This window comes from Pseudomonas sp. Irchel s3b5, from assembly GCF_900187435.1.
Lineage (GTDB): Bacteria > Pseudomonadota > Gammaproteobacteria > Pseudomonadales > Pseudomonadaceae > Aquipseudomonas.
This window is the reverse complement of record NZ_FYDY01000035.1, coordinates 17,039-43,701: the sequence shown is the minus strand read 5'-3', so window position 1 is coordinate 43,701 and position 26,663 is coordinate 17,039. Positions and strand designations below refer to the sequence as shown.

23 protein-coding genes are annotated in these 26,663 nt (G+C 60.9%); 18 read left to right on the top strand and 5 right to left on the bottom strand.

Annotated features, from left to right (window positions below; genetic code table 11):
* Nucleotides 1-53 precede the first annotated feature (53 nt).
* Together paaX and paaY are read right to left on the bottom strand one after the other, a co-directional pair.
* The gene (paaX, locus tag CKW15_RS24830; protein ID WP_095061004.1) at nt 54-977 is read right to left on the bottom strand and encodes a phenylacetic acid degradation operon negative regulatory protein PaaX; all 924 of its coding nucleotides are present in this window, start codon (nt 975-977) and stop codon (nt 54-56) included.
* 158 nt (nt 978-1,135) lie between these two features.
* Nucleotides 1,136-1,732: a phenylacetic acid degradation protein PaaY gene (gene paaY / locus CKW15_RS24825; RefSeq protein WP_095152861.1), complete on the bottom strand. Its 597-nt coding sequence runs from the start codon at nt 1,730-1,732 to the stop codon at nt 1,136-1,138.
* A 348-nt stretch (nt 1,733-2,080) separates the two neighbouring features.
* On the opposite strand from paaY, the gene paaF reads away from it, so the two are divergent.
* The 18 genes from paaF (at nt 2,081) to CKW15_RS24725 (ending at nt 22,389) form a co-directional block, all read left to right on the top strand.
* On the top strand, nt 2,081-2,854 hold the full coding sequence (gene paaF / locus CKW15_RS24820; RefSeq protein WP_095152860.1) for a 2,3-dehydroadipyl-CoA hydratase PaaF: 774 nt from the start codon (nt 2,081-2,083) through the stop codon (nt 2,852-2,854).
* A gap of 39 nt (nt 2,855-2,893) precedes the next feature.
* Entirely contained in the window at nt 2,894-3,685 is a 792-nt protein-coding gene (gene paaG / locus CKW15_RS24815) for a 2-(1,2-epoxy-1,2-dihydrophenyl)acetyl-CoA isomerase PaaG (protein ID WP_095152859.1), read from the top strand.
* A gap of 3 nt (nt 3,686-3,688) precedes the next feature.
* Nucleotides 3,689-5,206 (top strand): 3-hydroxyacyl-CoA dehydrogenase PaaH, encoded by a 1,518-nt coding sequence (gene paaH, locus CKW15_RS24810; protein ID WP_095152858.1) that lies wholly within the window; start codon nt 3,689-3,691, stop codon nt 5,204-5,206.
* Nucleotides 5,199-5,648, top strand: a complete 450-nt coding sequence (gene paaI, locus CKW15_RS24805) for a hydroxyphenylacetyl-CoA thioesterase PaaI (RefSeq protein ID WP_095061013.1) — start codon at nt 5,199-5,201, stop codon at nt 5,646-5,648. The genes paaH and paaI overlap by 8 nt, the downstream gene beginning before the upstream one ends.
* The gene (pcaF, locus tag CKW15_RS24800; RefSeq protein WP_095152857.1) at nt 5,641-6,852 is read left to right on the top strand and encodes a 3-oxoadipyl-CoA thiolase; all 1,212 of its coding nucleotides are present in this window, start codon (nt 5,641-5,643) and stop codon (nt 6,850-6,852) included. The genes paaI and pcaF overlap by 8 nt, the downstream gene beginning before the upstream one ends.
* Before the next feature lie 99 nt (nt 6,853-6,951).
* Nucleotides 6,952-8,277, top strand: a complete 1,326-nt coding sequence (gene paaK / locus CKW15_RS24795) for a phenylacetate--CoA ligase PaaK (RefSeq protein WP_095061016.1) — start codon at nt 6,952-6,954, stop codon at nt 8,275-8,277.
* Nucleotides 8,278-9,503: 1,226 nt separating this feature from the next.
* Nucleotides 9,504-10,493 (top strand): 1,2-phenylacetyl-CoA epoxidase subunit PaaA, encoded by a 990-nt coding sequence (paaA, locus tag CKW15_RS24780; RefSeq protein WP_095152855.1) that lies wholly within the window; start codon nt 9,504-9,506, stop codon nt 10,491-10,493.
* Nucleotides 10,494-10,619: 126 nt separating this feature from the next.
* Nucleotides 10,620-10,901 (top strand): 1,2-phenylacetyl-CoA epoxidase subunit PaaB, encoded by a 282-nt coding sequence (paaB, locus tag CKW15_RS24775; RefSeq protein WP_007943393.1) that lies wholly within the window; start codon nt 10,620-10,622, stop codon nt 10,899-10,901.
* Nucleotides 10,902-10,909: 8 nt separating this feature from the next.
* Nucleotides 10,910-11,671, top strand: a complete 762-nt coding sequence (gene paaC, locus CKW15_RS24770) for a 1,2-phenylacetyl-CoA epoxidase subunit PaaC (RefSeq protein ID WP_095152854.1) — start codon at nt 10,910-10,912, stop codon at nt 11,669-11,671.
* Entirely contained in the window at nt 11,658-12,191 is a 534-nt protein-coding gene (paaD, locus tag CKW15_RS24765; RefSeq protein ID WP_095152853.1) for a 1,2-phenylacetyl-CoA epoxidase subunit PaaD, read from the top strand. The genes paaC and paaD overlap by 14 nt, the downstream gene beginning before the upstream one ends.
* Before the next feature lie 34 nt (nt 12,192-12,225).
* On the top strand, nt 12,226-13,302 hold the full coding sequence (paaE, locus tag CKW15_RS24760) for a 1,2-phenylacetyl-CoA epoxidase subunit PaaE (protein WP_095152852.1): 1,077 nt from the start codon (nt 12,226-12,228) through the stop codon (nt 13,300-13,302).
* 148 nt (nt 13,303-13,450) lie between these two features.
* Nucleotides 13,451-13,759 (top strand): DUF485 domain-containing protein, encoded by a 309-nt coding sequence (locus CKW15_RS24755; RefSeq protein ID WP_095061026.1) that lies wholly within the window; start codon nt 13,451-13,453, stop codon nt 13,757-13,759.
* Nucleotides 13,756-15,402: a cation acetate symporter gene (locus tag CKW15_RS24750; RefSeq protein WP_095152851.1), complete on the top strand. Its 1,647-nt coding sequence runs from the start codon at nt 13,756-13,758 to the stop codon at nt 15,400-15,402. The genes CKW15_RS24755 and CKW15_RS24750 overlap by 4 nt, the downstream gene beginning before the upstream one ends.
* Before the next feature lie 34 nt (nt 15,403-15,436).
* Nucleotides 15,437-16,690: an OprD family porin gene (locus tag CKW15_RS24745; protein WP_095061030.1), complete on the top strand. Its 1,254-nt coding sequence runs from the start codon at nt 15,437-15,439 to the stop codon at nt 16,688-16,690.
* A gap of 58 nt (nt 16,691-16,748) precedes the next feature.
* On the top strand, nt 16,749-18,818 hold the full coding sequence (gene paaZ, locus CKW15_RS24740; RefSeq protein ID WP_095152850.1) for a phenylacetic acid degradation bifunctional protein PaaZ: 2,070 nt from the start codon (nt 16,749-16,751) through the stop codon (nt 18,816-18,818).
* Between the two features lie 356 nt (nt 18,819-19,174).
* Entirely contained in the window at nt 19,175-19,735 is a 561-nt protein-coding gene (locus CKW15_RS24735) for a YSC84-related protein (RefSeq protein ID WP_095152849.1), read from the top strand.
* A 270-nt stretch (nt 19,736-20,005) separates the two neighbouring features.
* Nucleotides 20,006-21,472 carry a DUF3300 domain-containing protein gene (locus CKW15_RS24730; RefSeq protein ID WP_095061036.1) on the top strand — a complete coding sequence of 489 codons (1,467 nt, stop codon included), beginning with the start codon at nt 20,006-20,008 and terminating at the stop codon, nt 21,470-21,472.
* A 26-nt stretch (nt 21,473-21,498) separates the two neighbouring features.
* On the top strand, nt 21,499-22,389 hold the full coding sequence (locus CKW15_RS24725) for a DUF2950 domain-containing protein (protein WP_095152848.1): 891 nt from the start codon (nt 21,499-21,501) through the stop codon (nt 22,387-22,389).
* 307 nt (nt 22,390-22,696) lie between these two features.
* Here CKW15_RS24725 and CKW15_RS24720 read toward each other — a convergent pair whose 3' ends face one another.
* The 3 genes from CKW15_RS24720 to CKW15_RS24710 all read right to left on the bottom strand — a co-directional run bounded on the left by CKW15_RS24720 (nt 22,697) and on the right by CKW15_RS24710 (nt 26,596).
* On the bottom strand, nt 22,697-23,737 hold the full coding sequence (locus CKW15_RS24720; RefSeq protein ID WP_095061040.1) for a Rieske 2Fe-2S domain-containing protein: 1,041 nt from the start codon (nt 23,735-23,737) through the stop codon (nt 22,697-22,699).
* 178 nt (nt 23,738-23,915) lie between these two features.
* Nucleotides 23,916-25,292, bottom strand: coding sequence for a DUF1329 domain-containing protein (locus CKW15_RS24715; protein ID WP_095152847.1), 1,377 nt, complete (start codon nt 25,290-25,292; stop codon nt 23,916-23,918).
* 101 nt (nt 25,293-25,393) lie between these two features.
* Nucleotides 25,394-26,596, bottom strand: coding sequence for a helix-turn-helix transcriptional regulator (locus tag CKW15_RS24710; RefSeq protein ID WP_095152846.1), 1,203 nt, complete (start codon nt 26,594-26,596; stop codon nt 25,394-25,396).
* Nucleotides 26,597-26,663 lie beyond the last annotated feature (67 nt).

The window sequence follows — 26,663 nt, the reverse complement described above, 5'->3', positions numbered from 1 at the left end:
CATCGGGATGCTTCAAGTCTCCTGAACCGCACCACTCCCGGAACAATGACGTGTTACTTCAGTCCGCCGAAACGTCGATAGAAGCTTTCACCGACATCCGGCAACGGGCCGTCGGCCGTTTCCAGTGCGCTGTTGAGCCACTCTTCGGCCTTGGCGTAAATCAAACGATAAATGTTGCGGCACAACTGTCGGGCGGCGCGGCCTTCCCAGTCGCCGGGCAACAACTCGTCCGGCAGTTGCGGGTCGCGCAGCAGCAGCTTGCGGTATTCGTGAATCAGCAGGATCCGCGCCAGGAAGCAATCGGCCGGTTGCAGGTTTTCCTGCTCGCGAAGTGCTTGCCACAGTGGGCGGAACAGCTGGATGAACTCGCTGTAATGGGTCGCCAGCTCTTCGATGTTCCAGCTCTCGCGCACTTGCAGGCGTAGCGCCTTGGAGGCCAACACGTCCTGGGCGGTGGTTTCGAAAACGATGGTGTCTTCCTGGGCGCCGAGGTCGAGCAGCGTCGCGTTGACGTCGGAACGGTCGCTACGCGGACAGGCCAGCACCATCGGCGAAATCGCGCCGAAGCCTTGCCATTCCAATTCTTCGCGCACTTGCTTGCGCTTGTCCTGGGTCAGTTGCGACAACATCACCAGACACCACGAGCCATCCCATGCCGGCATCGTGGTGCTGTAGACCCGCTTGAAGGCCTTGTCGAAACGGCGGCGTCCGGCACCGGTCAGGCTGTAGTAGCTACGACGACCGACTTTTTCGGCGGTCAGCCAGCCTTCCTTGGTCAGGCGGAAAATCGAAGTGCGGATCAGCCGTTCGTTGATGCCGATCGGTTCGAGCAACTGAATCAGACTGCCCAGCCAGACAGTGCCGCCATGGGGTTCGATGGCATCCCCGTACAACGTGATGATCAAGGAGCTGGCGCGGATCGGCGTCTGCTCCTGGAAGCGGGTAATCAGATGGTTCAAGGGCGTCAGGGACGACATGGGCGTTCCGTGCAAAAAAAGAAAAGGAATATACCGAAAGCTATGGGGTTAAGCCCAATCCCTTGTAGGAGCCGGCTTGCTGGCGATGGTGTGTCAGTCGACACCAAGGTAGCTGACACAGCTTCGCCAGCAAGCCGGCTCCTACAGGGGGTCGGTGTTCATGCGTTGCTGCCTTTGGGGCGTAACCCGCTGTCACTGATACGCGGGCGATCCGGCTCCGGTTCGCTCAGCGGTTCGCAGACCTGCATCTGCGTCAGGCAACGCTGGGCCAGTTGCTGATACTCCCGGGTGCCGGCCATCTTCCAGGCCACTTCCTGATCGCTAAGGCTGCGTTTGACGCTGGCCGGGGCGCCCATGACCAGCGACTGCTCCGGGCATTCGAATCCAGCCTTGACGAACGCTGCCGCCGAAACGAATGAACGCGGCCCGATGCGGGCGTTGTCCATCACCACCGCATTCATGCCCACCAGCGCGTCGGCACCGATCCGACAACCGTGCAACACCGCGCCGTGGCCGATGTGGCCGTTGCGTTCGACCACCGTGTCGCTGTCGGGAAAACCGTGCATCACGCAGGTGTCCTGCAAGTTGGCGCCCTCCTCCAGCACGATTCGCCCGAAGTCCCCGCGCAGGCTGGCCAGCGGACCGACATAGCAATGCGGGCCGATGATCACGTCACCGATCAATACGGCGGACGGGTGCACATAAGCGCTCGGATCAACCACTGGAGTCAGGCCATCAAGGCTGTAGCAGGTCATGGAGACTTCCTTCACAAAGCGATGCGATTAATGACTCATTTTGTATCACATCACTTTTAACAACACAAAGACCAAAAACCGTATCACTTGAAATACACCTTTCCGACGAATGCCATGACGTCTCTAAAATCGCCACAAAACCCAATGTTTTCTGGGATATCCCTGCTATCAGCATCCCTTTACAAGGAAGATGAAAAACCAAAATCCACACCATTGGGACACATTAAATCTATTTTCGTATTGCATTTACGTATCACGTTATAGCTATACTTGGGCAAAACCGGCCCCCGCAGCCGATCCAATAACAAGCCGGCACCACGCCGAGCGTGCACCGCGAGAGCATCCGCCATGCCTCTGACCCTTGCCGTCGAATTGATCGAGCCTGGCGTCCGCCTGATTACCCTGCAGCGCCCGCAAGCCCTGAACGCCTTGACCACCGAGTTGCTGGGCGAACTGGCCGCTGAACTGAATATCGCGCAAGCCGACCCCGACACCCGCGCTGTGGTCCTCACCGGCAGTCGCAAGGCCTTCGCCGCTGGCGCCGACATCAAGGAAATGGCCGAACGCAACCTGGTCGGCATCCTCGACGACCCGCGCCAGGTTTCGTGGCAAACCATTACCCGCTTCAGCAAACCGCTGATCGCCGCCGTCAACGGCTTCGCCCTCGGCGGTGGCTGCGAACTGGCGATGCACGCCGACATCATCATTGCCGGTGAAGACGCCCGCTTCGGCCAACCGGAAATCAACCTCGGGATCATGCCCGGCGCCGGTGGCACGCAACGCCTGTTGCGCGCCGTCGGCAAATCCATGGCCATGCAAATGGTGCTGACCGGCGAGGCGATCGACGCCCGCCAGGCCCAGCGCGCCGGCCTGGTCAGCGAAGTCACCCAGCCGGAATTCACCGTCGAGCGCGCCCTGCACATCGCCCGCAATATTGCGACCAAGGCACCGCTGGCGGTGCGCCTGGCCAAGGAAGCGCTGCTCAAAGCCATGGACACCGACCTGGCCAGCGGCCTGCGTTTCGAACGCCATGCCTTCACCGTGCTGGCGGGCACCCGTGACCGCGACGAAGGCATCGCTGCCTTTCAGGAAAAGCGCACGCCGACCTTCACCGGCCAGTAATCCCAGAACTCGAACGACCGCCAAGAGAGCGCCAAGACCATGAACTTCGAACACATCCTGTTTTCCATCGACGCCGGCGTCGCGCTGCTCAGCCTCAATCGGCCGGACCAGCTCAACAGCTTCAATACCCAGATGCATGGCGAAGTGAAGGAAGCACTCAAGCAAGTTCGGCAAAACCCGGACGTGCGCGTGCTGCTGCTGACAGGCGAAGGCCGCGGTTTCTGCGCCGGGCAGGACCTGAGCGACCGCAATGTCGCGCCGGGCAGCACTGCGCCGGACCTGGGCGAGTCCATCGAGAAGTTCTACAACCCGCTGATCCGCCAGTTGCGCGACCTGCCTATGCCGGTGATTTGCGCGGTCAACGGCGTCGCCGCTGGCGCCGGTGCCAACATTCCGCTGGCTTGTGACCTGGTGCTGGCGGCGCGTTCGGCAAGTTTCATTCAGGCATTTTGCAAGATCGGCCTGATCCCTGACTCCGGTGGCACCTGGACCCTGCCGCGCCTTGTCGGCATGGCCCGCGCCAAGGCTTTGACCCTGCTGGGTAATCGCCTGAGCGCCGAACAAGCCGAGCAATGGGGCTTGATCTACCAGTGCGTGGACGACGCCGATTTACGCGACGAAGCGCTGAAACTGGCCCGCCATCTGGCGACCCAACCGACCTACGGCCTGGCACTGATCAAACGCAGCCTCAACGCCAGCATGAGCAACAGTTTCGACGAACAGCTGGAACTGGAAAAAGACCTGCAACGCCTGGCCGGGCGCAGCGAGGACTACCGCGAAGGCGTCGGCGCATTCATGGAAAAACGCACCCCAAGCTTCAAGGGACGCTGAGTCATGACCGCACTGAACACCAACGCACGCATCGCCGTGATCGGCGCCGGGGCCATGGGTGCCGGTATCGCCCAGGTCGCGGCCCAGGCCGGCCATCCGGTATTACTGCTGGACAATCGTCCCGGCGCTGCCGCGCAAGCGATTGAAGGTATCGATCGGCAATTGGGCAAGCGAGTCAAGAACGGCAAGCTGTCCGCCGAGTCGCGTAGCGCGACGATTGCCCGCCTGCAAGCGGCAGAAACCATCGAAACCCTGGCTGACTGCGATCTGATCATCGAAGCCATCGTCGAGAACCTTGAGGTCAAACGCGCCCTGTTCCGTCAACTCGAAGGTATTTGCGGCGAGCACTGCATCCTCGCGAGCAACACTTCGTCGCTGTCGATCACCAGCATCGCCGCGCAACTCGAACATCCAAATCGCCTGCTCGGCCTGCACTTTTTCAACCCGGCACCGGTCATGGCGCTGGTGGAAATCGTCTCCGGCCTGGCCAGCGATCCGAAACTCGCCGAATGCCTGTACGACACCGCCAAGGCCTGGGGCAAAAAACCGGTGCACACCCGCTCGACGCCGGGGTTTATCGTCAATCGCGTGGCCCGGCCGTTCTATGCCGAAAGCCTGCGCCTGTTGCAGGAAGGCGCCGCCGATTGCCCGACACTGGATGCCCTGATGCGCGAAGCCGGCGGCTTTGCCATGGGCGCGTTCGAGCTGACCGATCTGATCGGCCACGACGTCAACTACGCCGTGACCTGTTCGGTGTTCGACGCCTATTACCAGGACACGCGCTTCCTGCCGTCGCTGATCCAGAAAGAACTGGTGGACGGCGGACGCCTGGGACGCAAGAGCGGTCAGGGTTTCTACAGTTATGCCGAGGGTGCGGTGCGCCCACAGCCTGCCGAAATAAGCAGTGACGCGGCAATCCAGACCTGCGTGATCGAAGGTGATCTGGGCATCGCCCGGGGCCTGATTCCACGCATGCAGGAACACGGCATCGAAATCATCCAGCGCGACGGCCAAGGATTGCTGCGCGTCGGCGATGCCGTACTGGCCCTGAGCGACGGGCGCATGGCCTGTCAGCGCGCCCAGGAAGATGGATTGCGCAATCTGATTCTGCTGGATCTGGCGTCAGATTATGGACAAGCCAAACGCATCGCTATCAGCTACTCGGCCGGGATCGATCCGGCCGCGCTCGAACAAGGCGTTGCCCTGCTGCAACGGGCCGGCCTCAAGGTCAGCCTGCTCAGCGACAGCCCGGCACTCGCCGTCTTGCGCACCGTAGCGATGCTCGCCAACGAAGCGGCCGACGCGCTGCTGCAAGGCGTGGCCTCGGCCGCCGACATCGATCTGGCCATGCGCGCCGGGGTCAATTATCCGCAAGGGCCGCTGGCCTGGGCCGATGCCATTGGCCTGTCGCACATTCTTCAAACGCTGGAAAACCTGCAAGCCAGTTATGGCGAAGAACGCTACCGGCCGTCGCTGCTGCTGCGCCGTCGCGTCGCCGAAGGGAGAAACCTCCATGACTAATCATGAAGCCATGACGTTGGCCAGCGAATGCGCCCAGGCCTTGCTCCAGCGTGACGCCGCCAGCCTGGGAATGGGCATGCGCCTGCTCTCGGCCGGCCCCGGTTGCTCCCGGGTCGGCATGACCGTGCGGGCCGATATGGTCCAGGGCCACGGCACGTGCCACGGCGGCTATCTGTTCGCGCTCGCCGACTCGGCGTTCGCTTTTGCCTGCAACAGCTACAACGAAGCCACCGTCGCCATCGGTTGCAGCATCGACTACATCGCCCCGGCCCGCCTGGGCGACACGCTGAACGCCGACTGCATCGAGCAGAGCCGTTCCGGTCGCACCGGCAACTATGACGTGCGCATCGAAAACCAGCAGGGTCAGTTGATCGCCCTGTTCCACGGCAAATCCTACAAAGTGCGCGGCCCGGTGCTGGCGCAGGAGACTCCCAATGAATGACGCCCTGATCATCGACGCAGTCCGCACCCCGATTGGCCGTTACGCCGGCGTCCTCAGCGGTGTGCGCGCCGACGACCTCGGCGCCGTACCCTTGCGCGAACTGCTGCGCCGTCACCCGCAAGTCGACTGGACCTCGGTCGACGACGTGATCTACGGCTGCGCCAACCAGGCTGGCGAAGACAACCGCAACGTCGCACGCATGTCGGCGCTGCTGGCCGGGTTGCCGGTCAGCGTGCCGGGCACCACCCTCAATCGCCTGTGCGGTTCCGGGCTGGATGCCATCGGCACCGCCGCCCGCGCCATTCGCAGCGGCGAAACCGGCTTGATGCTGGTGGGCGGCGTGGAATCCATGTCCCGCGCACCGCTGGTGATGGGCAAGGCCGAGCAGGCGTTTTCCCGGTCAGCCGAGATCTTCGACACCACCATCGGCTGGCGCTTCGTCAATCCGCTGATGAAAAAGGCCTACGGCATCGACTCCATGCCGGAAACGGCAGAGAACGTCGCCGAGCAGTTCAACATCTCCCGCGCCGACCAGGACGCCTTCGCCCTGCGCAGCCAGCAACGCGCCGCTGCGGCACAGGCCAACGGGCGTCTGGCCAAGGAAATCGTCGCGGTGGAAATTCCGCAGCGTAAAGGCCCGGCGAAAGTGGTCGAGCACGACGAACACCCGCGTGGCGACACCACGCTTGAGCAACTGGCCAAACTGGGGACGCCGTTCCGCGAAGGCGGCAGCATTACCGCTGGCAATTCCTCCGGGGTTAACGACGGCGCTTGCGCATTGCTGCTGGCCAGTCCGGAAGTCGCCAAGCGCCACGGCCTGACCGCACGGGGCCGCGTTGTCGCGATGGCCACCGCCGGCGTTGAACCACGGATCATGGGCATCGGTCCTGTCCCGGCCACGCGCAAAGTGCTGGAAGTGGCCAACCTGAGCCTGGCCGACATGGACGTGATCGAGCTCAACGAAGCCTTCGCCGCACAAGGTCTGGCGGTGCTGCGTGAACTGGGCCTGAGCGACACCGATCCACGGGTCAACCCCAACGGCGGCGCCATCGCGCTGGGTCATCCACTGGGCATGAGCGGCGCACGCTTGGTCACCACCGCCCTGCACGAACTGGAAGAACGCAATGGCCGTTACGCCCTGTGCACCATGTGCATCGGTGTCGGCCAGGGGATCGCGCTGATCATTGAGCGTTTATCCCACTAAAGAATCGCGATTCCCAAGGAGCCGAGAGGTATCCTTGGGGCATGCACTCAAAGCCCTTGCGCAAAAGGGCTGGAACACAAAAACAATTCGAGTGAACACATGAACATGCCAATAGCCCAAGCCGTGCTGAATCCTGTGCTGGACCCGCTGGAAACCGCCAGCATCGACGAGCTGCGCCAGCATCAGCTGGAGCGCCTGCGCTGGAGCCTGAACCACGCCTACAACAACGTGCCGCTGTACCGTCAGCGTTTCGATGCGCTGGGCGTGCACCCTGATGACATCAAGTCCCTCGACGACCTGGCGAAGTTCCCCTTCACCACCAAGGCCGACCTGCGCGACAACTATCCCTACGGCATGTTTGCCGTGCCAATGAACGACATCGTGCGCCTGCACGCCTCCAGTGGCACCACCGGCAAACCGACCGTGGTCGGCTACACCCAGAACGACATCGACACCTGGGCCAACGTGGTGGCGCGTTCGATCCGCGCCGCCGGTGGCCACCGTGGCGACAAGGTGCATATTTCCTACGGCTACGGCCTGTTCACCGGCGGCCTCGGCGCGCACTACGGCGCTGAACGCCTGGGTTGCACGGTGATACCGATGTCCGGCGGCCAGACCGAAAAACAAGTACAGCTGATCAAGGATTTCCAGCCGGACATCATCATGGTCACGCCGTCCTACATGCTCAACATCGCCGATGAAATCGAGCGCCAGGGCATCGACCCGCACAAACTGGCCCTGCGCCTGGGTATCTTCGGCGCCGAGCCGTGGACCGCCGAACTGCGCAGCGCCATCGAGAACCGCCTGGGCATTACGGCGCTGGATATTTACGGCCTCTCGGAAATCATGGGGCCGGGTGTCGCCATGGAATGCGCCGAAACCAAGGACGGCCCGACCATCTGGGAAGACCACTTCTACCCGGAAATCATTGACCCGGTCACCGGCGAAGTGCTGCCGGACGGACAGATGGGCGAACTGGTGTTCACCTCATTGAGCAAAGAAGCCCTGCCGATGATCCGCTACCGCACCCGCGACCTGACGCGCCTGCTGCCGGGCACCGCACGGCCGATGCGGCGTATCGACAAGATCACCGGGCGCAGCGATGACATGCTGATCATTCGTGGCGTTAACGTGTTTCCGACGCAGATCGAGGAACAGGTTCTCAAAGTTAAACAACTTGCCGAGTGTTATGAGATTCATCTGTATCGCAATGGCAACCTGGACAGCGTGGATGTGCATGTCGAGCTCAAGGCTGAGCACCAGCATCTGACCGAGGAACAGCAGAAGGCTGTTTGCGGGGAGCTGAGCAAGCACATCAAGACGTACATCGGGATCAGTTCGCGGATTGTTTTGCAGCCGTTTCATTCGATCAAACGGTCGGAGGGCAAGGCTTGCCACGTGTTGGATAAACGTCCTAAAGCATGACTGCTGCACCCTTTATGGCCCCGCTTATTGCGGGGCTTTTTTTTGGGTTTTGGTTTTGAGTTTCGTGTGTATATCCGTTTCTTCGGTAACGGCCGCCAATGGTTCCGCTCTTACAGCGGGTCACTTGGAAAAACGGAGTGCCGCCCAACCCCAAGTAACCAAGGGCTCTTGCCCCTGACATTCGGTGCCTCGCTGTGGCTCGGCCTCACGAGTGGGCGTGTACCGCAACAGCGTCCGAGGCGACCTACCGGCCGGCCTGTTTCTGATGCGTACGCGCTCCCCTGTAGGAGCTGTCGAGTGCAACGAGGCTGCGATCTTTTGACTCTGTTTTTTTACAGGCAGGATCAAAAGATCGCAGCCTTCGGCAGCTCCTACGGAGTGATACATCCGCGAATTCAGGTCGGCTGTTGGGCCGCCATCGCTGGCAAGCCAGCTCCTACAGTTGATCGGCGTACCTCCACGCTTCTCACCACTCATCAGGCCGAGCGTCAGCTCGCCTGCAGCTTTTGATCCACCCGCCCCCTCGGGAGAGTGATACATCCGCGAATTCAGGTCGGCTGTCGGCCGCCATCGCTGGCAAGCCAGCTCCTACAGTTGATTGGCGTACACCCACGCTCTTCACCACTCACCAGGCCGAGCGTTAGCTCGCCTTCCGCTTTTGATCTCGGGAAAGTGATACATCCGCGAATTCAGGTCGGCTGTTGGGCCGCCATCGCTGGCAAGCCAGCTCCTACAGTTGATTGGCGTACACCACGCTTCTCACCACTCATCAGGCCGAGCGTTAGCTCGCCTTTCGCTTTTGATCCACCCGCCCCCTCGGGAGGCTGAGTGGAGGTGTTCATCCGGGGATTGGCGCGCAGCGCCGTTCGACGCAGTCGAACTCATTGCATGTAGGTCGTAGCGAAGCAGACCGGAGGGCAATGCCCCCGGATGAATGCCGGAGCGAAGGAACGCCGAGCCTCAGCGAGGGGCCGTACGTAAGGGGCGAGACCTTTTGGTTACTTTTGGGGCGTTCGTTGCCAAAAGTGACCCGCTGTAAGAGCGGAACCATAAGTCGCCATTACCGCAGCAACGGATATGTACACCCCCCCCCCAAAAAAAGCGACCCCCCATCCAAAGCGATACAAAAAACAAATACGACACGTCATTTTGTGTTTGATATTAATTTCCGTATCGCTTATAAAGTTCTCCATGCCTCAGAACAGATTCAAGGCGGGAGAACAAAAATGTACGCACAGCTCGTAGAAACAGGCGTCAAGCGCATCAAGGACCTCTCGGAGATGTCCGAAGAGGAACGCGCCTTCCAGGAAAAAATCGATTCAGAAATCAAGATCGAAGCCAAGAACTGGATGCCAGATGCTTACCGCCAGACTTTGATCCGGCAGATTTCCCAGCACGCCCACTCCGAAATCGTCGGCATGCTGCCCGAAGGCAACTGGGTCACCCGCGCGCCAAGCCTCAAACGCAAACTGCAACTGATGGCCAAGATCCAGGACGAAGCCGGCCACGGCCTGTACCTGTACAGCGCCATGGAAACCCTGGGCGCCGACCGCGATGAAGAAATCGCCAAGCTGCACAGCGGCAAGGCCAAATACTCGAGCATCTTCAATTACCCGACGCTGAACTGGGCCGACATGGGCGCGGTGGGCTGGCTGGTGGATGGCGCGGCGATCGTCAACCAGGTAGTGCTCCAGCGCACTTCCTACGGCCCCTACTCCCGGGCCATGGTGCGCATCTGCAAGGAAGAGAGCTTCCACCAGCGCCAAGGCTACGAAATCCTCCTGACCATGATGCGCCACGGTACCCAGGCGCAAAAAGACATGGTCCAGGACGCGATCAACCGCCTGTGGTGGCCGTCTCTGATGATGTTCGGCCCAAGCGACGAACACTCGCCGAACAGCGCGCAATCCATGGCCTGGAAGATCAAGCGCCAGAGCAACGACGAACTGCGCCAGCGCTTCATCGACCAGACCATTCCGCAGCTGGAGTTGCTGGGCTGCACCTGCCCTGACCCGGACCTGAAGTGGAACGCCGAAACCGGCCACTACGACTTCGGCGACATCCAGTGGAGCGAGTTCTACGAAGTGCTCAAGGGCAACGGCCCGTGCAACCAGGAACGCGTCGCCACCCGCCGCAAGGCGATTGAAGACGGTGCCTGGGTTCGCGAAGCCGCCGTCGCCCACGCCCGCAAAAAACAAAACAAGAACGCCGCATAAGGCAATCCGACCCCCTGTAGGAGCTGCCGAAGGCTGCGATCTTTTGGCGCTTTTGAAGCCGCTGAAGATCAAAAGATCGCAGCCTGCGGCAGCTCCTACAGAAGCAAACGATGTGGAGTAACTGAAATGTCCGAGTGGACCCTCTTCGAAGTTTTCGTGCGCAGCAAGCACGGCCTCAACCACAAGCACGTCGGTAGCGTGCATGCCGCCGACACCACCATGGCCATCGAGAACGCGCGCGAGCTGTACACCCGTCGCAGCGAAGGCGTGAGCCTGTGGGTGGTGCCTTCGGCGCTGATCACCGCCTCGTCGCCGGATGAAAAAGACCCGCTGTTCGATCCGTCGGACGACAAGGTTTACCGCCACGCCAGCTTCTACGAGCTGCCGGCCGAAGTCGGGCACATGTGAGGTCGACCATGGACAACAAGACTGATCTGATCGAATACCTGTTGCGCCTCGGCGACAGCGCCCTGATCCAGGGCCAGCGCCTGTGCCAATGGTGCGGCAAGGCCCCGGCACTGGAAGAAGAGCTGGCGCTGATGAACGTCGGCCTCGACCTGGTGGGCCAGGCGCGCAACTGGCTGGAATACGCCGCCGAACTGCTGGACGACGGCCGTAATGCTGATGACCTCGCATTCCGCCGCGACGAACGCGCTTATCGCAACCTGCTGCTGGTGGAACAACCCAACGGCGACTTCGCGGTGACCATGCTCAAGCAGTTCCTCTATGACGCCTGGCATTTGCCGGTACTGCAGGGCCTGAGCCAGTCCAGCGATGAACGCATCGCCGGGATCGCCGCCAAAGCCGTCAAGGAAGTGACCTACCACCTGCGCCGCTCCGGCGAATGGATCGAGCGCATGGGTGACGGCACCGAGGAAAGCCACCAGCGCATGCTCGCGGCAATCCCCGAAGTCTGGCGCTTCACCATCGAACTCATCGCCGCCGATGACAGTGAACAACGCTTGAACGCAGCCGGCATCACCCCGGACATCGCCAGCGTGGCTGCCCAATGGCAAGCCAAGGTCGAGCAGATTTTCACCAGCGCCACCCTGCCCGTGCCTGCCGCGCCGAGCTATTTCTACCTGAATGCTCGTACCGGCCTGCACACCGAACACCTGGGCATTCTGCTGGCTGAAATGCAGTTCCTGCCACGAGCGTATCCCGATGCAACCTGGTGAGTTGATCGCCAGCGACCTCGGCGCCCGGCCGGCTCAACCGACCGACCTGGCGGCTGCGTGGGCGATTCTGTCTGAGGTCATGGACCCGGAAGTGCCGGTGGTCAGCGTGGTTGACCTGGGCATCGTCCGCTACCTCGACTGGCAGGCCGGTCACCTTCACGTGGTGGTCACGCCGACCTACTCCGGTTGCCCGGCCACCGAAGTGATCGAGAGCGACATCCGCGAAGCGCTGGAACTCGCCGGATTCAAGGCGCCGCAACTGGAGCGCAAGTTGACCCCGGCCTGGACCACCGACTGGATCAGCGACAGCGGTCGCGAACGTCTGCGCGCCTACGGCATCGCACCGCCCGAGGGCAGCACCAGCAAGCGCAGCCTGCTCGGTGAAAGCCCGCAGGTTGTGTGCCCGCAGTGCGGCAGCGCCCACACCGAGGTGCTCAGCGAGTTTGGCTCCACCGCGTGCAAGGCGTTGTATCGCTGCGTCGATTGCCGGGAACCGTTCGACTATTTCAAGTGCATCTGAGCGGCGAATCGGCCGTCCCAGCTGGAGAATAACAATGAGCAAATTTCACATCCTGACCATCAAGGACGTGCGCGCCGAGACCCGTGACGCGGTGTCCATCGCCTTCGAGATTCCGCAGGAATTGCAAGACAGCTTTCACTACACCCAAGGCCAGCACCTGGTGATGCGCACCCAACTGGACGGCGAAGAAGTTCGTCGTTCCTATTCGATCTGCACCGGGGTCAACGACGGTGAGTTGCGTGTCGCCATCAAGCGTGTGGCGGGTGGGCGCTTCTCGGCGTTTGCCAACGAACAACTGAAAGCCGGACACACCCTGGAAGTGATGCCACCGGCCGGGCACTTCTGCGTTGAACTCGACCCGGCGCGCCATGGCAATTACCTGGCCGTGGCTGCAGGTAGCGGGATCACGCCGATCCTGTCGATCATCAAGACCACCCTGGAAACCGAGCCCCACAGCCGCGTCACGCTGCTATACGGCAACCGTTCCAGCTCCGGCGCGTTGTTTCGCGAGCAGCTGGAAGACCTGAAAAACCGTTACCTGCAACGCCTGAACCTGATCTTCGTGTTCAGCCGCGAGCAGCAGGACGTCGACCTGTACAACGGCCGGATCAACGCCGACAAGTGCGAGCAACTGTTCAGCCGCTGGCTCGACGTCAAGACCCTCGACGCCGCGTTCATCTGCGGCCCGCAGGAAATAACCGAGACCGTGCGCGACAGCCTCAAGGCCAAGGGCATGCAACCCGAGCGCATCCATTTCGAACTGTTCGCCGCCGCCGGCAGCGAGCAAAAACGCGAAGCCCGTGAGGCGGCGCGCCAAGTGGATTCAGCGGTCAGCCAGATCACCGTGATCAGCGACGGCCGCGCCCTGGCCTTCGACCTGCCGCGCAACAGCATGAGCATCCTCGACGCGGGTAACGAGCAAGGTGCGGAACTGCCCTACTCGTGCAAGGCCGGCGTGTGCTCGACCTGCAAGTGCAAGGTCATCGAAGGCGAAGTGGAAATGGACAGCAACCACGCCCTGGAAGACTACGAAGTGGCCGCCGGCTATGTGCTGTCGTGCCAGGCCTTCCCGATCAGCGACAAAGTGGTACTGGATTTCGATCAGCTCTGAAAAGCAACACCTCCCTGTAGGAGCCGGCTTGCTGGCGATAAGGCCAATGATTTCACCGGTGATTTCACCGGCCTTATCGCCAGCAAGCCGGCTCCTACAGGGGGAAAACCGTGGTCACCCCAAAAAAAACAAAAAAAGGACGCTACCCATGAGCCCGCAAGAAGTAGAACTCATCCGCCAGCACCCGGATTTCATCCAGCTGGTTCGCCGTAAACAGAAGCTGTACTGGTCGCTGAGCCTGGCCATGCTGGTGATTTACTACGGCTTCGTGCTGCTGGTGGCTTTCTCCCCTTCTACCCTCGGCCAATCCCTGAACGGCGGCGTGACCACCGTGGGCATGCTGGTGGGTGTCGTCATCGTCGGGCTGGCCTTTGCGCTGACCGGGTTCTATGTCTATCGCGCCAACAACGTGATCGATCCGCTGAATGAAAAACTCAAGCAGGAGTGCGCCCGATGAGCCGCCTTCTCGCGCTGTTCCTGCTGCCGCTGGCGGCTGTCACGGATGTTGCGCTGGCCGCCGACGGCGTCGCCCGCCCACTGAACTGGAACGCCATCGGCATGTTCCTGGTGTTCGTGCTGTTCACCCTTGGCGTGACACGCTGGGCGGCACTTCGCACCCGCTCCACCAGCGATTTTTATACCGCTGGCGGCGGCATGACCGGTTTCCAGAACGGTCTGGCGATTGCCGGCGACATGATCTCGGCGGCGTCGTTCCTCGGCATCTCCGCGATGATGTTCCTCAATGGCTACGACGGCTTGCTCTACGCACTGGGCGTTTTGGCCGGCTGGCCGATCATCCTGTTCCTGATTGCCGAGCGCCTGCGCAACCTGGGCAAGTACACCTTTGCCGACGTGGTTTCCTATCGACTGGAACAGACCCCGGTGCGCCTGACCTCTGCCTTCGGCACCCTGACCGTGGCCCTGATGTACCTGGTGGCGCAGATGGTCGGCGCCGGCAAGCTGATCGAATTGCTGTTCGGCATCGACTACCTCTACGCAGTGATGCTGGTCGGCGTATTGATGGTGTTCTACGTGACCTTCGGCGGCATGCTCGCCACCACCTGGGTGCAGATCATCAAGGCGGTGATGCTACTGTTCGGCACCACCTTCATGGCATTCATGGTGCTCAAGCACTTCGGCTTCAGCACTGAAGCGATGTTTGCCGGTGCCACCGCCGTGCATGCCAAGGGCAACGCGATCATGGCCCCCGGCGGCTTGCTGTCCAATCCGATCGATGCGATTTCTTTGGGCTTGGGCATGATGTTCGGCACCGCCGGCCTGCCGCACATCCTGATGCGTTTCTTCACCGTCAGCGATGCCAAGGAAGCGCGTAAAAGCGTGTTCTACGCCACCGGTTTTATCGGCTACTTCTACTTGCTGCTGATCATCGTCGGCTTCGGCGCCATCGTCATGGTCGGCACCGATCCGGCGTTCCGTGACGCCAACGGCGCGATCATCGGCGGCGGCAACATGATCGCCGTGCACCTGGCCCAGGCGGTAGGCGGCAATCTGTTCCTCGGTTTCATCTCGGCGGTCGCTTTCGCCACCATTCTGGCGGTGGTGGCCGGGCTGGCACTGTCCGGCGCCTCGGCGGTGTCCCACGACCTGTATGCCTGCGTGATGCGTAAAGGAAAGGCCACCGAGCAACAGGAAATCCGCGTTTCGCGCATCGCCACCCTGTGCATCGGTGTGCTGGCGATCATCCTTGGCCTGCTGTTCGAATCGCAGAACATTGCCTTCCTCTCGGGCCTGGTGCTGGCCATCGCCGCGTCGGTGAATTTCCCGGTGCTGTTCCTTTCGATGTACTGGAAAGGCCTGACTACCCGGGGTGCCGTCACCGGCAGCCTGGCGGGCCTGGTGTCGGCGATTGTCTTGCTGGTGCTGAGCCCGGCGGTGTGGGTCAACGTGCTGCATCACGACAAGGCGCTGTTCCCTTACTCCAACCCGGCGCTGTTTTCCATGAGCCTGGCGTTCTTCAGTGCATGGCTGTTTTCCGTCACCGACACCTCGCCCCGTGCAGCCCTTGAGCGCGGTCGTTATCTGGCGCAGTTCATCCGTTCGATGACTGGCATTGGTGCCTCTGGCGCCAGCAAACACTGAATAACGACCGATGAGTTGGTAGGGAATAAAAATAATGAAACCCGCACGTACTGCACCTTTTGAATCACTGTTTTCGCTGGCCGCCGCATTGAGCCTGCCCATGATCGCGCCCTGCGCCATGGCCGACTTCATCGGCGACAGCAAGGCCCGCATTGATATGCGCAATCACTACATCAATCGCGATTTCCGTCAGGACAACGCGCCGCAATCCAAGGCCGAAGAATGGGCCCAGGGATTCACTGCGCGCATCGAGTCCGGGTTCACCGACGGTACTTTCGGTGTCGGTCTCGACGCACTGGGCGAACTGGGGCTCAAGCTCGACTCCAGTCCTGATCGCCGTGGCACCGGGCTGCTGCCGTTCGGCCCGCAGAGCCATGAGCCCGACGACGAGTACAGCGAACTGGGGCTGACCGGCAAACTGCGCGTATCCAAAAGCGTATTGAAACTCGGCACCCTGCAACCCTTGCTGCCGGTCGCAACCTATAACGACACACGCCTTTTGAGCTCGACCTTCGAGGGCGGCTTGTTGACGAGTCAGGACATCAATGGCCTGACCCTGAACGCCGGACGTCTGACCAAGGCCAACCTGCGGGATTCTTCCAGCAACGATGACATCGGCTACGGCGCCGCCAGCAGTGATCACTTCGATTTCGGCGGAGGCAGCTACGCATTCAGCCCGCAACTGAACGTGAGCTACTACTACGGCAAGCTTGAACAGATCTATCGCCAGCAATTCGTCGGGCTGGTGCATATGCAACCTTTGGGCAGCGGCTTCAACCTGCGCAGCGACATACGCTACTTCGACAGTCGCGGCGATGGCGCCGAAAAGGCCGGACGCATCGACAACCGCAACTTCAACAGCATGTTCACCGTGTCCCACGGCGCCCACAAGGTCAGCGCGACCTACCAGCAATTGTCCGGCGACAGCGCCTTCCCGTTTCTCAACGGTGGCGATCCGTACGTGGTCAACCTGGTGACCTACAACACCTACACCCGCGCCGAAGAGGACTCCTGGCAACTGCGTTACGACTATGACTTCGCGGCGCAAGGCATTCCCGGCCTGACCTTCATGACCCGCTACACCGACGGCAGCCATGTCAAGGCGGGCAGGGTCGACAACGGCAGCGAATGGGAGCGCGACACCGACATCAGTTATGTCATCCAGAGCGGCCCGTTCAAGGACGTCAGCTTGCGCTGGCGCAACGTGACCTTCCGTTCCGGTAATGGCTTGACGACCGACATCGATGAGAACCGCTTGATCGTCGGTTACACCCTGGCGCTTTGGTAATTCCGAAACAGTGCGGCTGCGGCCGCACTTACACTTTTCACAATCAGGAGCAATCGTGATGTCTCACGCCCCTACCCTGCATGCCCCTACCCTGCAGAGTTTTATCGCCGGTCGCTGGATCGGCCAACAGGGCGCACAAGTGCTGCGCAGTGCCATCGACGGCCATGAAATCGCCCGTACCCACGAAGAGCGCCCGGATTTCGCCGAAGCCATCGAGCATGGCCGCCGCCAAGGCATCAGCGGCTTGATGGCGCTGGACTTCCAGCAGCGCGCCCAGCGTCTCAAGGCCCTGGCCCTGTACCTGAGCGAGCGCAAGGAACAGCTCTACGCGATTTCCCACCACAGCGGCGCAACCCGGGCCGACAGCTGGATCGACATCGAAGGCGGCAACAGCACGTTGTTCACCTACGCCAGCCTCGGTTCCCGTGAACTGCCGTCAGGCAACGTCGTCCACGAAGGCCCGGCGATGCAGCTGAGCAAACTGGGCACCTTCGCCGGCACGCACATTCTGGTGCCACGCGGCGGCCTGGCCGTGCACATCAACGCGTTCAACTTCCCGATCTGGGGCATGCTGGAAAAATTCGCCCCGAGCTTCCTTGCCGGCATGCCGTGCATCGTCAAACCGGCCAGCGCCACCAGTTACCTGACTGAAGCCGTGGTCCGCCTGATGGACGAATCCGGCCTGTTGCCGGCAGGCAGCCTGCAATTGATCATCGGCGGCACCGGCGACCTGCTCGACCGTCTGCAAGGCCAGGACGTGGTGACTTTCACCGGTTCCGCCGACACCGCGGCCAAGCTGCGGGTCAACCCGAACCTGATCCGCAATTCGGTACCGTTCAACGCCGAAGCCGACTCGCTGAACTGCGCAATCCTCGCCCCGGACGTGACCCCGGATGACGAAGAGTTCGAGCTGTTCATCAAGGAAGTCGCCCGGGAAATGACCACCAAGGCCGGGCAGAAATGCACCGCCATCCGCCGCGCCATCGTCCCGGCCAAGCACATCGACGCCGTGGCTACTCGCCTGCGTGATCGCCTGGCCAAAGTCGTGGTCGGCGACCCGTCGGTGGAAGGCGTGCGCATGGGCGCACTGGCTTCCCACGATCAGCAGAAAGACGTGAGCGAACGCCTGGAAGCCCTGTTGCAGAGCAGCGACATGCTGTTCGGTGCCCGCGACGGTTTCGAACCGCGCGGTGAAAATGTCGACAAAGGCGCGTTCTTCGCCCCAACCCTGTTGCAGGCCCGCGACCCGCACGCTGAAGGCGGCGCCCACGATATCGAAGCGTTCGGCCCGGTCAGCACCCTGATGGCCTACGACGATCTGGACGAAGCTCTGGCCCTGGCCGCACGCGGCAAAGGCAGCCTGGTGGCGAGTTTGATCACCAAAGACCCGAAAATCGCCGCCAAAGCCATCCCGGTAGCGGCCGCATTGCATGGTCGTCTGTTGGTGCTGGATCGCGAGTCCGCTGGCGAATCCACCGGCCACGGCTCGCCGCTGCCACAACTCAAGCATGGCGGCCCGGGACGTGCTGGCGGTGGTGAAGAACTCGGCGGCCTGCGAGCAGTGAAGCATTACCTGCAACGTGCAGCGGTGCAAGGCTCGCCAACCATGCTGGCAGCAGTCACCGGCGAATTCGTCCGTGGCGCGAAAGTCATCGAGACTGAAGTCCATCCGTTCCGCCGCCACTTCCAGGACCTGCAGATCGGCGAGTCGCTGCTGACCCACCGTCGCACCGTCACCGAAGCGGACCTGGTGAACTTCGGCTGCCTGTCGGGCGACCACTTCTATATGCACTTCGACGATATCGCGGCCAAGGAATCGCAATTCGGCAAGCGCATCGCCCACGGTTACTTCGTGCTCTCGGCGGCAGCCGGTCTGTTCGTCTCCCCTGGCGTCGGCCCGGTACTGGCCAACTACGGCCTGGACACTTTGCGCTTCATCAACCCGGTGGGCATCGGCGACACCATCCAGGCGCGCCTGACCTGCAAGCGCAAGATCGACCAGGGCAAGACTAGCCCGCAAGGCATCCCGCAAGGGGTGGTGGCGTGGGACGTGGAAGTCACCAACCAGTTGGGAGAGCTGGTGGCCAGCTATGACATCCTGACGCTGGTGGTGAAGCGCGAGGACTAAACCCGCCTCAGAGATCGTTCCCACGCCGTGGGAACGATCCTTCAACGTTGAACGGCGATCAAACGCGTAAAACAAGCAACGCCGGATGATCGCGGCACGCGCTGAGCACCATGTAATCTGGCGCCAGGCACCCAATCCTGATGAAAAACCATTTGAACACGAACCCGCACATTGCCCGGTGGTCATAACAGGTGATGGCATCGCGATGGATCAGCGGCCCTGGGCCTCATTCAAGCGCGAAGCTGCATTTCACACACTGTAGGGTGCGCCGGATAACGTTCAGCGAACTCGGTCCCTGTCTGAGGCAGGTGCTGATCGCTGCCTTGCATCCAATGCTCCCTCTTCGGAGTACGGAAATGACTCAATCAATGCGGTACTTTCTGTCGTTCTTCCTCGCGGTTGCAACACTGGCATCGGCAAGTCTGCTGAACACTGCAGCAGCGGCCACTGCCGAGGACCTGAATGCCGACGCTCGCCAAGCGTTGCAACTGCTCTACAAGAGCAATCCAACTGCCGAAACCCTCTCGCGCCAGGCCAAAGCCATACTGGTCTTCCCGAAAATCATCAAAGCAGGACTCGTGTTCGGTGGCAGCTATGGCGAAGGCGTGCTGATGAAGGGCACTAAAGTAGAGAACTATTACAACTCGGTCAGCGGGTCGTGGGGGCTGCAGGCCGGCGCCCAGTCGTATGGCTATGCGGTGTTTCTGATGACCGACAAGGCATTGAAATACATCACCGAAACCAAAGGCTGGGAAATCGGTGTAGGCCCCACCGTTGTCGTGGTGGATGAAGGGGTTGCGAAAAACCTGTCCAGCTCGACGATCAAAGACGACGCTTATGCCTTCATCTTCGACCAACAAGGGTTGATGGCCGGGATCAGTATCGAGGGTACGAAGATTTCCCTTATCAAGCGCTGACTTCTTTGAGATCGATTCCTGTCAGAGGGTATTGGCAGGAATCGACCTCTTCTGCGCACATTTCGCCCTCCCGTTGCCTCCCGTAAACACCCGTGAATCTTTGCGCCAACCGCTCAAATCAGTGCGGCAATGAATCATTGGTAAAAATTGTTTGTTTGCGCCCTTCAAAAAACTGCATTGAAGCTAAGCTCAAGGGCTCGCAGGGTTGGTTTTTGCCTGCCTGACATTGATCCACTCACTTCAAGCCTGCCTGACCACATAGGGGGTGCAATGCGCATTCCAGTCCTTTACACGTTGTCAGCCGTACTGTTTTTGAGCGGATCCACCTGCCTGGCGCAGTCAACGACCGCACCCGCCAACGTCGTCAGCCCGGCACCCGCCGCGGCGTTGGCCAAAACCCCGGTGTTTACCCAGGAACAGTTGGATCAGATGCTGGCACCCATTGCGCTTTACCCGGACCCGCTGCTGGCCCAGGTACTGATGGCAACCACCTACCCCGGCGAGATCACGGAGGCGGTAGCCTGGTCGAAGGCTCATCCGGACGCCAAGGGCGACGATGCGGTCAAACAAGTGGCGAGCCAGCCCTGGGATCCGAGCGTGCAGGCCCTGGTCGCCTTCCCTCAGGTTCTGGCAACGCTGGGGCAAGATCCCGTCTGGGTACAACGCCTGGGGGATGCCTTCCTGGCACAGCCCGACGATGTCATGCAGGGCGTGCAACGCTTGCGTCATCAGGCGCAGGCGGCAGGCAACCTGCAGAGCAATCAATATCAGAACGTGACCATCCAGAATAGTCCCGCACCGGCGCCGGCCCCCGCACAGGAAGCCCCTGCTCCAGCCCCCGCCAGCAGTTCCACCATCATCATTCAGCCCGCCGATCCGCAGGTGGTGTACGTGCCCACCTATAACCCGACAACCACGTATGGCACCTGGGCTTACCCGGCGTCACCTCCCGCGTACTATCCACCGCCACCTGCGTATTACCCAGGTCAGGCTTTGATGGCCGGGCTGGCATTCGGGACCGGCGTGGCTATCGTTGGGGCGTTGTGGGGCGAATGTGACTGGGACGATAACGACGTCGACATCGACGTCGACCGTTACAACAACATCAATGCCAACAATCGAATCAACAACGGTAACTGGGAGCACAACCCGGTTCACCGCAACGGCGTGCCTTATCGCGACGGCAAGAGCCGGGAACAGTACGGTCGACAACTCAACGGTGCGAATCAGCGTGAAGCCTACCGAGGCGACAACGCCCAACGTGCCCAGGCTCGTGAAAACGCCCGCAGTTCCATGGACCGGGCCGGTATCGAAAGACCGCCCACCAGCAACCTCGAAGCCCGTGACCAAGCACGCAGAGCCCAAGCCGGAACCTCGGACAGAAATCGGGCACAAGCAGGAGCAGACCGGCCTAGAACGGCTGACAGAAGCCAGGGCACGGCCAGAAATACTCGGGATAATCAGCAACAGAGAAATCAGTCCTCTCAGTTGAATCAGCGTAGAGACGGTCAAGCGCAAACGCGGCAAGCCAGCCAAAAGCGGCCCAAAGCCAGTACCGGTAGTGCCCGCAACAATGCGTTCGCCGGCGCCCGCTCACCGTCGAGGACTCAAGCTCAGGCCAACCGTGGCCGGGCCAGCCAGGCCTCTGCCCAACGTCCCCAAGCCTCGCGATCGGCCGGTCAGCAGGTCAGTCGGCCGTCCAATCCACCATCGCGTCAAAGGGGGGGCCGCCGTTGAAAAATCATCCTCAAGTGAAACGACTCATGGGCTCGCTTCCTCAGGTGCTTGCGATGACGGCCGGCTTGCTGTGGTCGTGTATCGCATCGGCACAGCAGGTATTTCCAACGCCAGAAAAGGCTGTCGAAGCGTTCGTCGAAGCATTGGGCACGGAGCACGCCGACCAGGCACGCCTGACAGAGTTACTGGGCAGCGAATGGCACAGCTTCATCCCGCGCGAAGGCGTACAGCGCAAAGACGTGGATGCATTTTTGCAGCATTACCGCGAGCAACACCGGATTGAAAAAACCGGTGATCGAAAGGCTGTTCTGGACGTCGGTGCAGACCACTGGACAATGCCTATTCCGTTGGTCGAGGACGCCAATGGCTGGCGCTTCGACACGAAGGCCGGCAGTGCCGAAATCCGTGCGCGTAGAATCGGCCGCAACGAGCTTAACGCGGTGCAATCGGTGCTGGCCTATCACGATGCCCAGATGGACTACGCGGCAGTGGACCGTGACGGTGACGGCGCCCTCGAATACGCACAGAAAATCTTCAGCACCGAAGGCAAGCACGACGGACTCTACTGGGCTGACGACGGCAGCGGCCAGATCAGCCCGCTCGGGCCTTCGTTCGGCCGAGCCATTGCCGACGAAGAATGGCGCGGCTACCGCTTTCGCATCCTTAAAGGCCAGGGCCCTTCGGCGCCCGGTGGCGCCTATAACTATCTCATCGGCGACAAGATGAGCCGAGGTTTTGCGCTGATCGCCTGGCCAGCGAAATACAACGACACCGGAGTGATGAGCTTCATGATCAGTCATGAAGGTCAGGTGTTCGAGAAGGACCTGGGGCCCGATGGAGAAAAAATCGGGCAAGCGATGAAGCGCTTCGATCCGGATGCCAGTTGGAAGGAAGTGGATGTAGACAAGGATCAATAACCGTTACCTAACGGAGATTAAGCCAGTTCGGGACACTCGAACTCATCGCGACACAGCTCGCATAACGCTTGCAGGCCAGGACGCTGGGGGATTCCGGCGGTACCGAAACCTGCACGGTCACCACCAGGGAAAACAAGACAAACAAGGGGACGACATAGGCAAGAAGACTTTTTATTTTCATTGTCAGTGCTCTCATGACCTTTGAATCCGACCTGCTCCACTGCCATGACTTGCAAGGTGGCAGGGCCGCTGCGTGCGGCGCCTTCGAGGACAAATGCTTATCGCTGGAAGGCGCCTTGTTGCTCTGTCAGCGCTCGTCGACCGTAATGAACTCGCGACGCTCGGCCATGAATGCCGGCACGTCGTCCTCATTGGTGAAGAACTGCTCGTACCACTCGCGCAGCTGGTAGACCGGGCCATCGGTTTCTGCCAGCACCGGCTTGTCGATACGGATTTTGTGTTTCCAGATCACCACGTCCTGATAGAACGAGTCGCGGTTGCCCTGGACATAGGCCTTGGCCACTTCCTGGTTTTGTTCTTCAGTCCAGCCTGGTACGCGCTTGACCATGCAACCAAAGCGCAGGTCGAAGCTGTTCGGCGTCACCGGTACGTGGCTGTTGAGCAAAATGGCGTGGATGCGCACGTCGCCGAACATCGAGCTGATGTGCGTGAAGTGCGTGGCCGGGCCGTAGTAAGCCGATGGCGCGATCAGGTCACCGCCCAGGCGTTCGGAATCGCCATGGAAAATCTGATGGCCGATATGCCCTTCGAACACATTGGCGAAATACTTCGTCGGCGTCCCGTGCACCGGCCCGAAGTGCTGGGCATCTACCAGGTTATCAACCAACTCCCGTGGGTTGGTTTCGATGTGCATGGTGTCGATGTTCCAGTCATGAACCCAATCCGGATCATCCATCTCAGGCATATGCGGAATGATCACGCCCTCTTTTGGCGGGCGGCCTTCGGGGTTGTTCCAGACGAACAGCAGGTTGTTTTCCTCGCAGGTCAACCAGCTGCGGGTCTTGGCCTTGGGTGGAATGCGTTTGCAGTAAGGAATCTCTACGCACTTACCGCCAGTGTCGTACTTCCAATGGTGGAACGGGCAGACCAGCTTGTCGTTTTCGATGGTGCCCTGGGACAGGTCCGCGCCCATGTGCGGGCAATAGGCATCCAGAATACTGATCGTGCCCTGGCTGTCGGCAAAGGCCACCAGGCGGGTGCCGAAGACTTCCAGGGTATGGGGTTTGCCATCGCGGTAATCGCTGGCATTGCCCAGACAGTGCCAGCCGCGCGCGTAACGGTGGGTACGCTGGGCGTTCTCGATGTTGATTTCAGCGAGTTTCGTCATTGTTATTGTTCCTCGAGTGCAGACTTCGGGGCAGGCAATGCCCCCAAGAAATACAGGGTGATCCCATGGCGAACATCATTGAGGAGTCGCGCAAGCAGATCATCCTTCAGTTGGACTAGATCAAATGCGAGCCACTCTCAATCGGCGCCCATGGCCCGACGGGCGCCGTGCTTGAGGGTTATTGGCCGAAGCGCCGAGCGGCTTCCGGACCAAAGTCGCGGGGACTGAAACCGGGTTTGTTCAACAGGTAACCGTTGCGCTGCTCGTTGATCAGGTTGAACGCCAGGTAGCTGCCGGCATTGAGGTCGTAATACAGGCCGACGCCTGCTTGCTGGCGCTGGCTTTCGTAGGCGTAGAAGTAGTTGACCATTGAGGTACGCCACAGCTCGCCACGGTTGTCGTAATTGTCGGCGAGCATCGGGAACCAGGTGTCTTCGTCGACATACAACTTGCGTTTGCCATACAAGTGGCGATACCCGGGTTTGAGAGTGCCTTCCAGCTCCCAAACTCGATGGCGCTCATAGCGCATGACGTCGGGATTGATGTGGCCGGGGGTCAGCAGATCGGTGTACTTAAGATTGCCCGCGTGCAGGCGATAGGTGTTGTAGGGAATGTACATCTCGCGCTTGCCGACGATCTTCCAGTCGTAGCGCTGGCCCGAACCGTTGAACAGGCGCACTTCGTCCACCGTGATTGAGCCACCACTGCCAGGGAACGACATGTCGAAACCATAACCCGGCGACTGACGCACACGACGGGTGCCGGGATCGTAACGCCAGGCCTGGCGCGGTTCGGTCTTATCGTTCCAGAACTCGGTGCCGGTATTGATCTCGCCCTTGTCCCGTTGCGGCAGCAAGGTCTCGTTGAGATAGAACGACGAGTTGCCGCTGGTTTCGCCAATCTTGCCTGGCTCCAGCGCCGGTGCCAGGTTGCGCGAATGCACGCGACCCCAGTTGATGTTGCCGTCCTTAAGCACGTAGGCGTTATCCGAGACGTATTCCTCGGTCCAGGCGCGCAAGGTAAACGTCGAGGCGTTTTTCAATAGTTCCAGGCCGCTGCGCGGTACTGGGAACGGTGTGCCGCCGGTCTTGCCGACCACGCCTTCGCCGTCATCCACCAAACGCGCGACACTGGCGTTTTCACGCGTGGCCTGGCAGACCGCGTCGTTGTAACGAAAATCCCGATGCGAGGGATAGACCGGCATTTTGTAAGTACCCGGGTACAGCTTGAACAGCGCTTTCTGGCCGTCGGACAGGTAGTCGCTGTATTGCGCGATGTTCTGCGCGGTGATCACGAACAGCGGCTTTTCGTCCGGGTACGGATCCACCGGATGGTTGCCCGTGCCCTTGAAATCGACGTGGGGCGGTGCACCCAGCCACTTGCCGCTGAACGCTGGAATGCTACCGTCGGCATTGCCGGCCTTTTCCGCGCCCAGGCACGTCAAGTCGTTGCCCAATCGCGGGATGTCTTCCGGTGCGGCATGCACCGTGCCGATGGCACTGCACCCCAATAACAACACCAAGGCCCAGCCAGGGGACTGATTACTGCCGGTCATTTTTATTCTCCTTAGGTTCGACAACGGTTGCCCAGTATCGACAGCCCAGGAACCTGGCAGCATCGTCCGCACGGACTAACGCATTTTTGCGCAGCCGCGCCTCACAACCGGGCCCCGGTCGGCTGTGGCGCGCCCAGGGCCACCACGCTGTTGAGCATGATCCGCACCAGCTCGGTCTGGCGCCGCACACCGGTCTTGGAGAAAATCGAACGCAAGTGCGCACGCGCGGTGTTACGGCGAATATTGAGCAGTTCCGAGGCTTCCTCCAACGACAGACCGTTGGCCAGTTCCAGGGCCAGTGCAGTTTCCGCCGGGGTCAGGTTGTACAGTTGCGACGTCAACACCGTACTCACCAGCGACTTGCTCACCGCATCGCGCACATACACCACCACCGTCGGCTTGCCGTTGCCTTCGAGCAGATCCCGGGAGGGAATCAACTCCACCACAACCCCCAGGCTGACCTGTCCGGAAGGACGGGAAATCGACGTCGCCTCAGCCACCTGCACACCCTTGCCGACACCCTGCCTGGCTCGCTGAAAAGCATTTCGCACCAGGCGAGTCAATTCACGATTGTCACTGGGATACGTGGCCTCCAGCCGACCGCCCACCACCTTGAGGCCGTCCTGACTGTCGAGAATGTCCCGGGCCACGGGATTGAGTTGCACCACGCTGCCGTTTTCATCGAGCACGATGGTCGCCACCGCAAGGCGGCTGATCGTCTGCGAATACAGACTGCCGAGGGACTCACTGCGGTCGAGCTGCGAATACAGGTGTAAGGTCCGGCGCAGGTGCGGCAACAACATGGCGCACATGGCCCGCTCGGTGTCACTGAAAGCTGGCTGACCCTGTGGTCGATTGATCCGAAAGCGCACCGTGCCGCCATCCGGCATGCGGATATCGGCACCGAGCATGTGGTAGCAATCGTAGGGTTGGCAGTACAGCAGGTAAAACGCCGAACTGGCCCACTCGGCATCGCTCATCAGTTCATCGATGGTGAACACGGTGTCGGTGGGCAAGCCTTCGAACAGGGTGGATTTGGCGTAGTAGGCATAATGGTTGATCCCGCCCTGCCCCAGTTCGACATCACCGGCAACCACCATCGGTGACAACAGCGGCTCATCCTGGACCCGCAGGATCAGGGTGACGAAATTGGCCTTGAACAATGCGCGGATCTCGCGCAACGAGTCGCTCAGGCAGCGAGTATTCATCGCTGCTTCGTAGATGTTGCCGATAATCCGTTCGTACTCGGCCAGCTCCAGGCCCATTTGCGCCAGGACCTGTGCATTGGGCATGTGACTTTGCATAACCATTCCCCAGCAGCGGGCCCGACCAGCGGGCCCCCATGGATTGAATCGCGACGGCGCGGCGCTC

Coding starts and splice junctions, on each gene's coding strand:
- paaD (WP_095152853.1), top strand. CDS start 11,658: ATGCAACCTGGTGAGTTGATCGCCAGCGACCTCGGCGCCCGGCCGGCT.
- paaK (WP_095061016.1), top strand. CDS start 6,952: ATGAACATGCCAATAGCCCAAGCCGTGCTGAATCCTGTGCTGGACCCG.
- paaX (WP_095061004.1), bottom strand. CDS start 977: ATGTCGTCCCTGACGCCCTTGAACCATCTGATTACCCGCTTCCAGGAG.
- paaE (WP_095152852.1), top strand. CDS start 12,226: ATGAGCAAATTTCACATCCTGACCATCAAGGACGTGCGCGCCGAGACC.
- pcaF (WP_095152857.1), top strand. CDS start 5,641: ATGAATGACGCCCTGATCATCGACGCAGTCCGCACCCCGATTGGCCGT.
- CKW15_RS24735 (WP_095152849.1), top strand. CDS start 19,175: ATGACTCAATCAATGCGGTACTTTCTGTCGTTCTTCCTCGCGGTTGCA.
- paaG (WP_095152859.1), top strand. CDS start 2,894: ATGAACTTCGAACACATCCTGTTTTCCATCGACGCCGGCGTCGCGCTG.
- CKW15_RS24755 (WP_095061026.1), top strand. CDS start 13,451: ATGAGCCCGCAAGAAGTAGAACTCATCCGCCAGCACCCGGATTTCATC.
- CKW15_RS24750 (WP_095152851.1), top strand. CDS start 13,756: ATGAGCCGCCTTCTCGCGCTGTTCCTGCTGCCGCTGGCGGCTGTCACG.
- paaH (WP_095152858.1), top strand. CDS start 3,689: ATGACCGCACTGAACACCAACGCACGCATCGCCGTGATCGGCGCCGGG.
- paaA (WP_095152855.1), top strand. CDS start 9,504: ATGTACGCACAGCTCGTAGAAACAGGCGTCAAGCGCATCAAGGACCTC.
- CKW15_RS24715 (WP_095152847.1), bottom strand. CDS start 25,292: ATGACCGGCAGTAATCAGTCCCCTGGCTGGGCCTTGGTGTTGTTATTG.
- CKW15_RS24730 (WP_095061036.1), top strand. CDS start 20,006: ATGCGCATTCCAGTCCTTTACACGTTGTCAGCCGTACTGTTTTTGAGC.
- paaF (WP_095152860.1), top strand. CDS start 2,081: ATGCCTCTGACCCTTGCCGTCGAATTGATCGAGCCTGGCGTCCGCCTG.
- CKW15_RS24710 (WP_095152846.1), bottom strand. CDS start 26,596: ATGCAAAGTCACATGCCCAATGCACAGGTCCTGGCGCAAATGGGCCTG.
- CKW15_RS24720 (WP_095061040.1), bottom strand. CDS start 23,737: ATGACGAAACTCGCTGAAATCAACATCGAGAACGCCCAGCGTACCCAC.
- paaB (WP_007943393.1), top strand. CDS start 10,620: ATGTCCGAGTGGACCCTCTTCGAAGTTTTCGTGCGCAGCAAGCACGGC.
- CKW15_RS24745 (WP_095061030.1), top strand. CDS start 15,437: ATGAAACCCGCACGTACTGCACCTTTTGAATCACTGTTTTCGCTGGCC.
- CKW15_RS24725 (WP_095152848.1), top strand. CDS start 21,499: ATGGGCTCGCTTCCTCAGGTGCTTGCGATGACGGCCGGCTTGCTGTGG.
- paaZ (WP_095152850.1), top strand. CDS start 16,749: ATGTCTCACGCCCCTACCCTGCATGCCCCTACCCTGCAGAGTTTTATC.
- paaI (WP_095061013.1), top strand. CDS start 5,199: ATGACTAATCATGAAGCCATGACGTTGGCCAGCGAATGCGCCCAGGCC.
- paaY (WP_095152861.1), bottom strand. CDS start 1,732: ATGACCTGCTACAGCCTTGATGGCCTGACTCCAGTGGTTGATCCGAGC.
- paaC (WP_095152854.1), top strand. CDS start 10,910: ATGGACAACAAGACTGATCTGATCGAATACCTGTTGCGCCTCGGCGAC.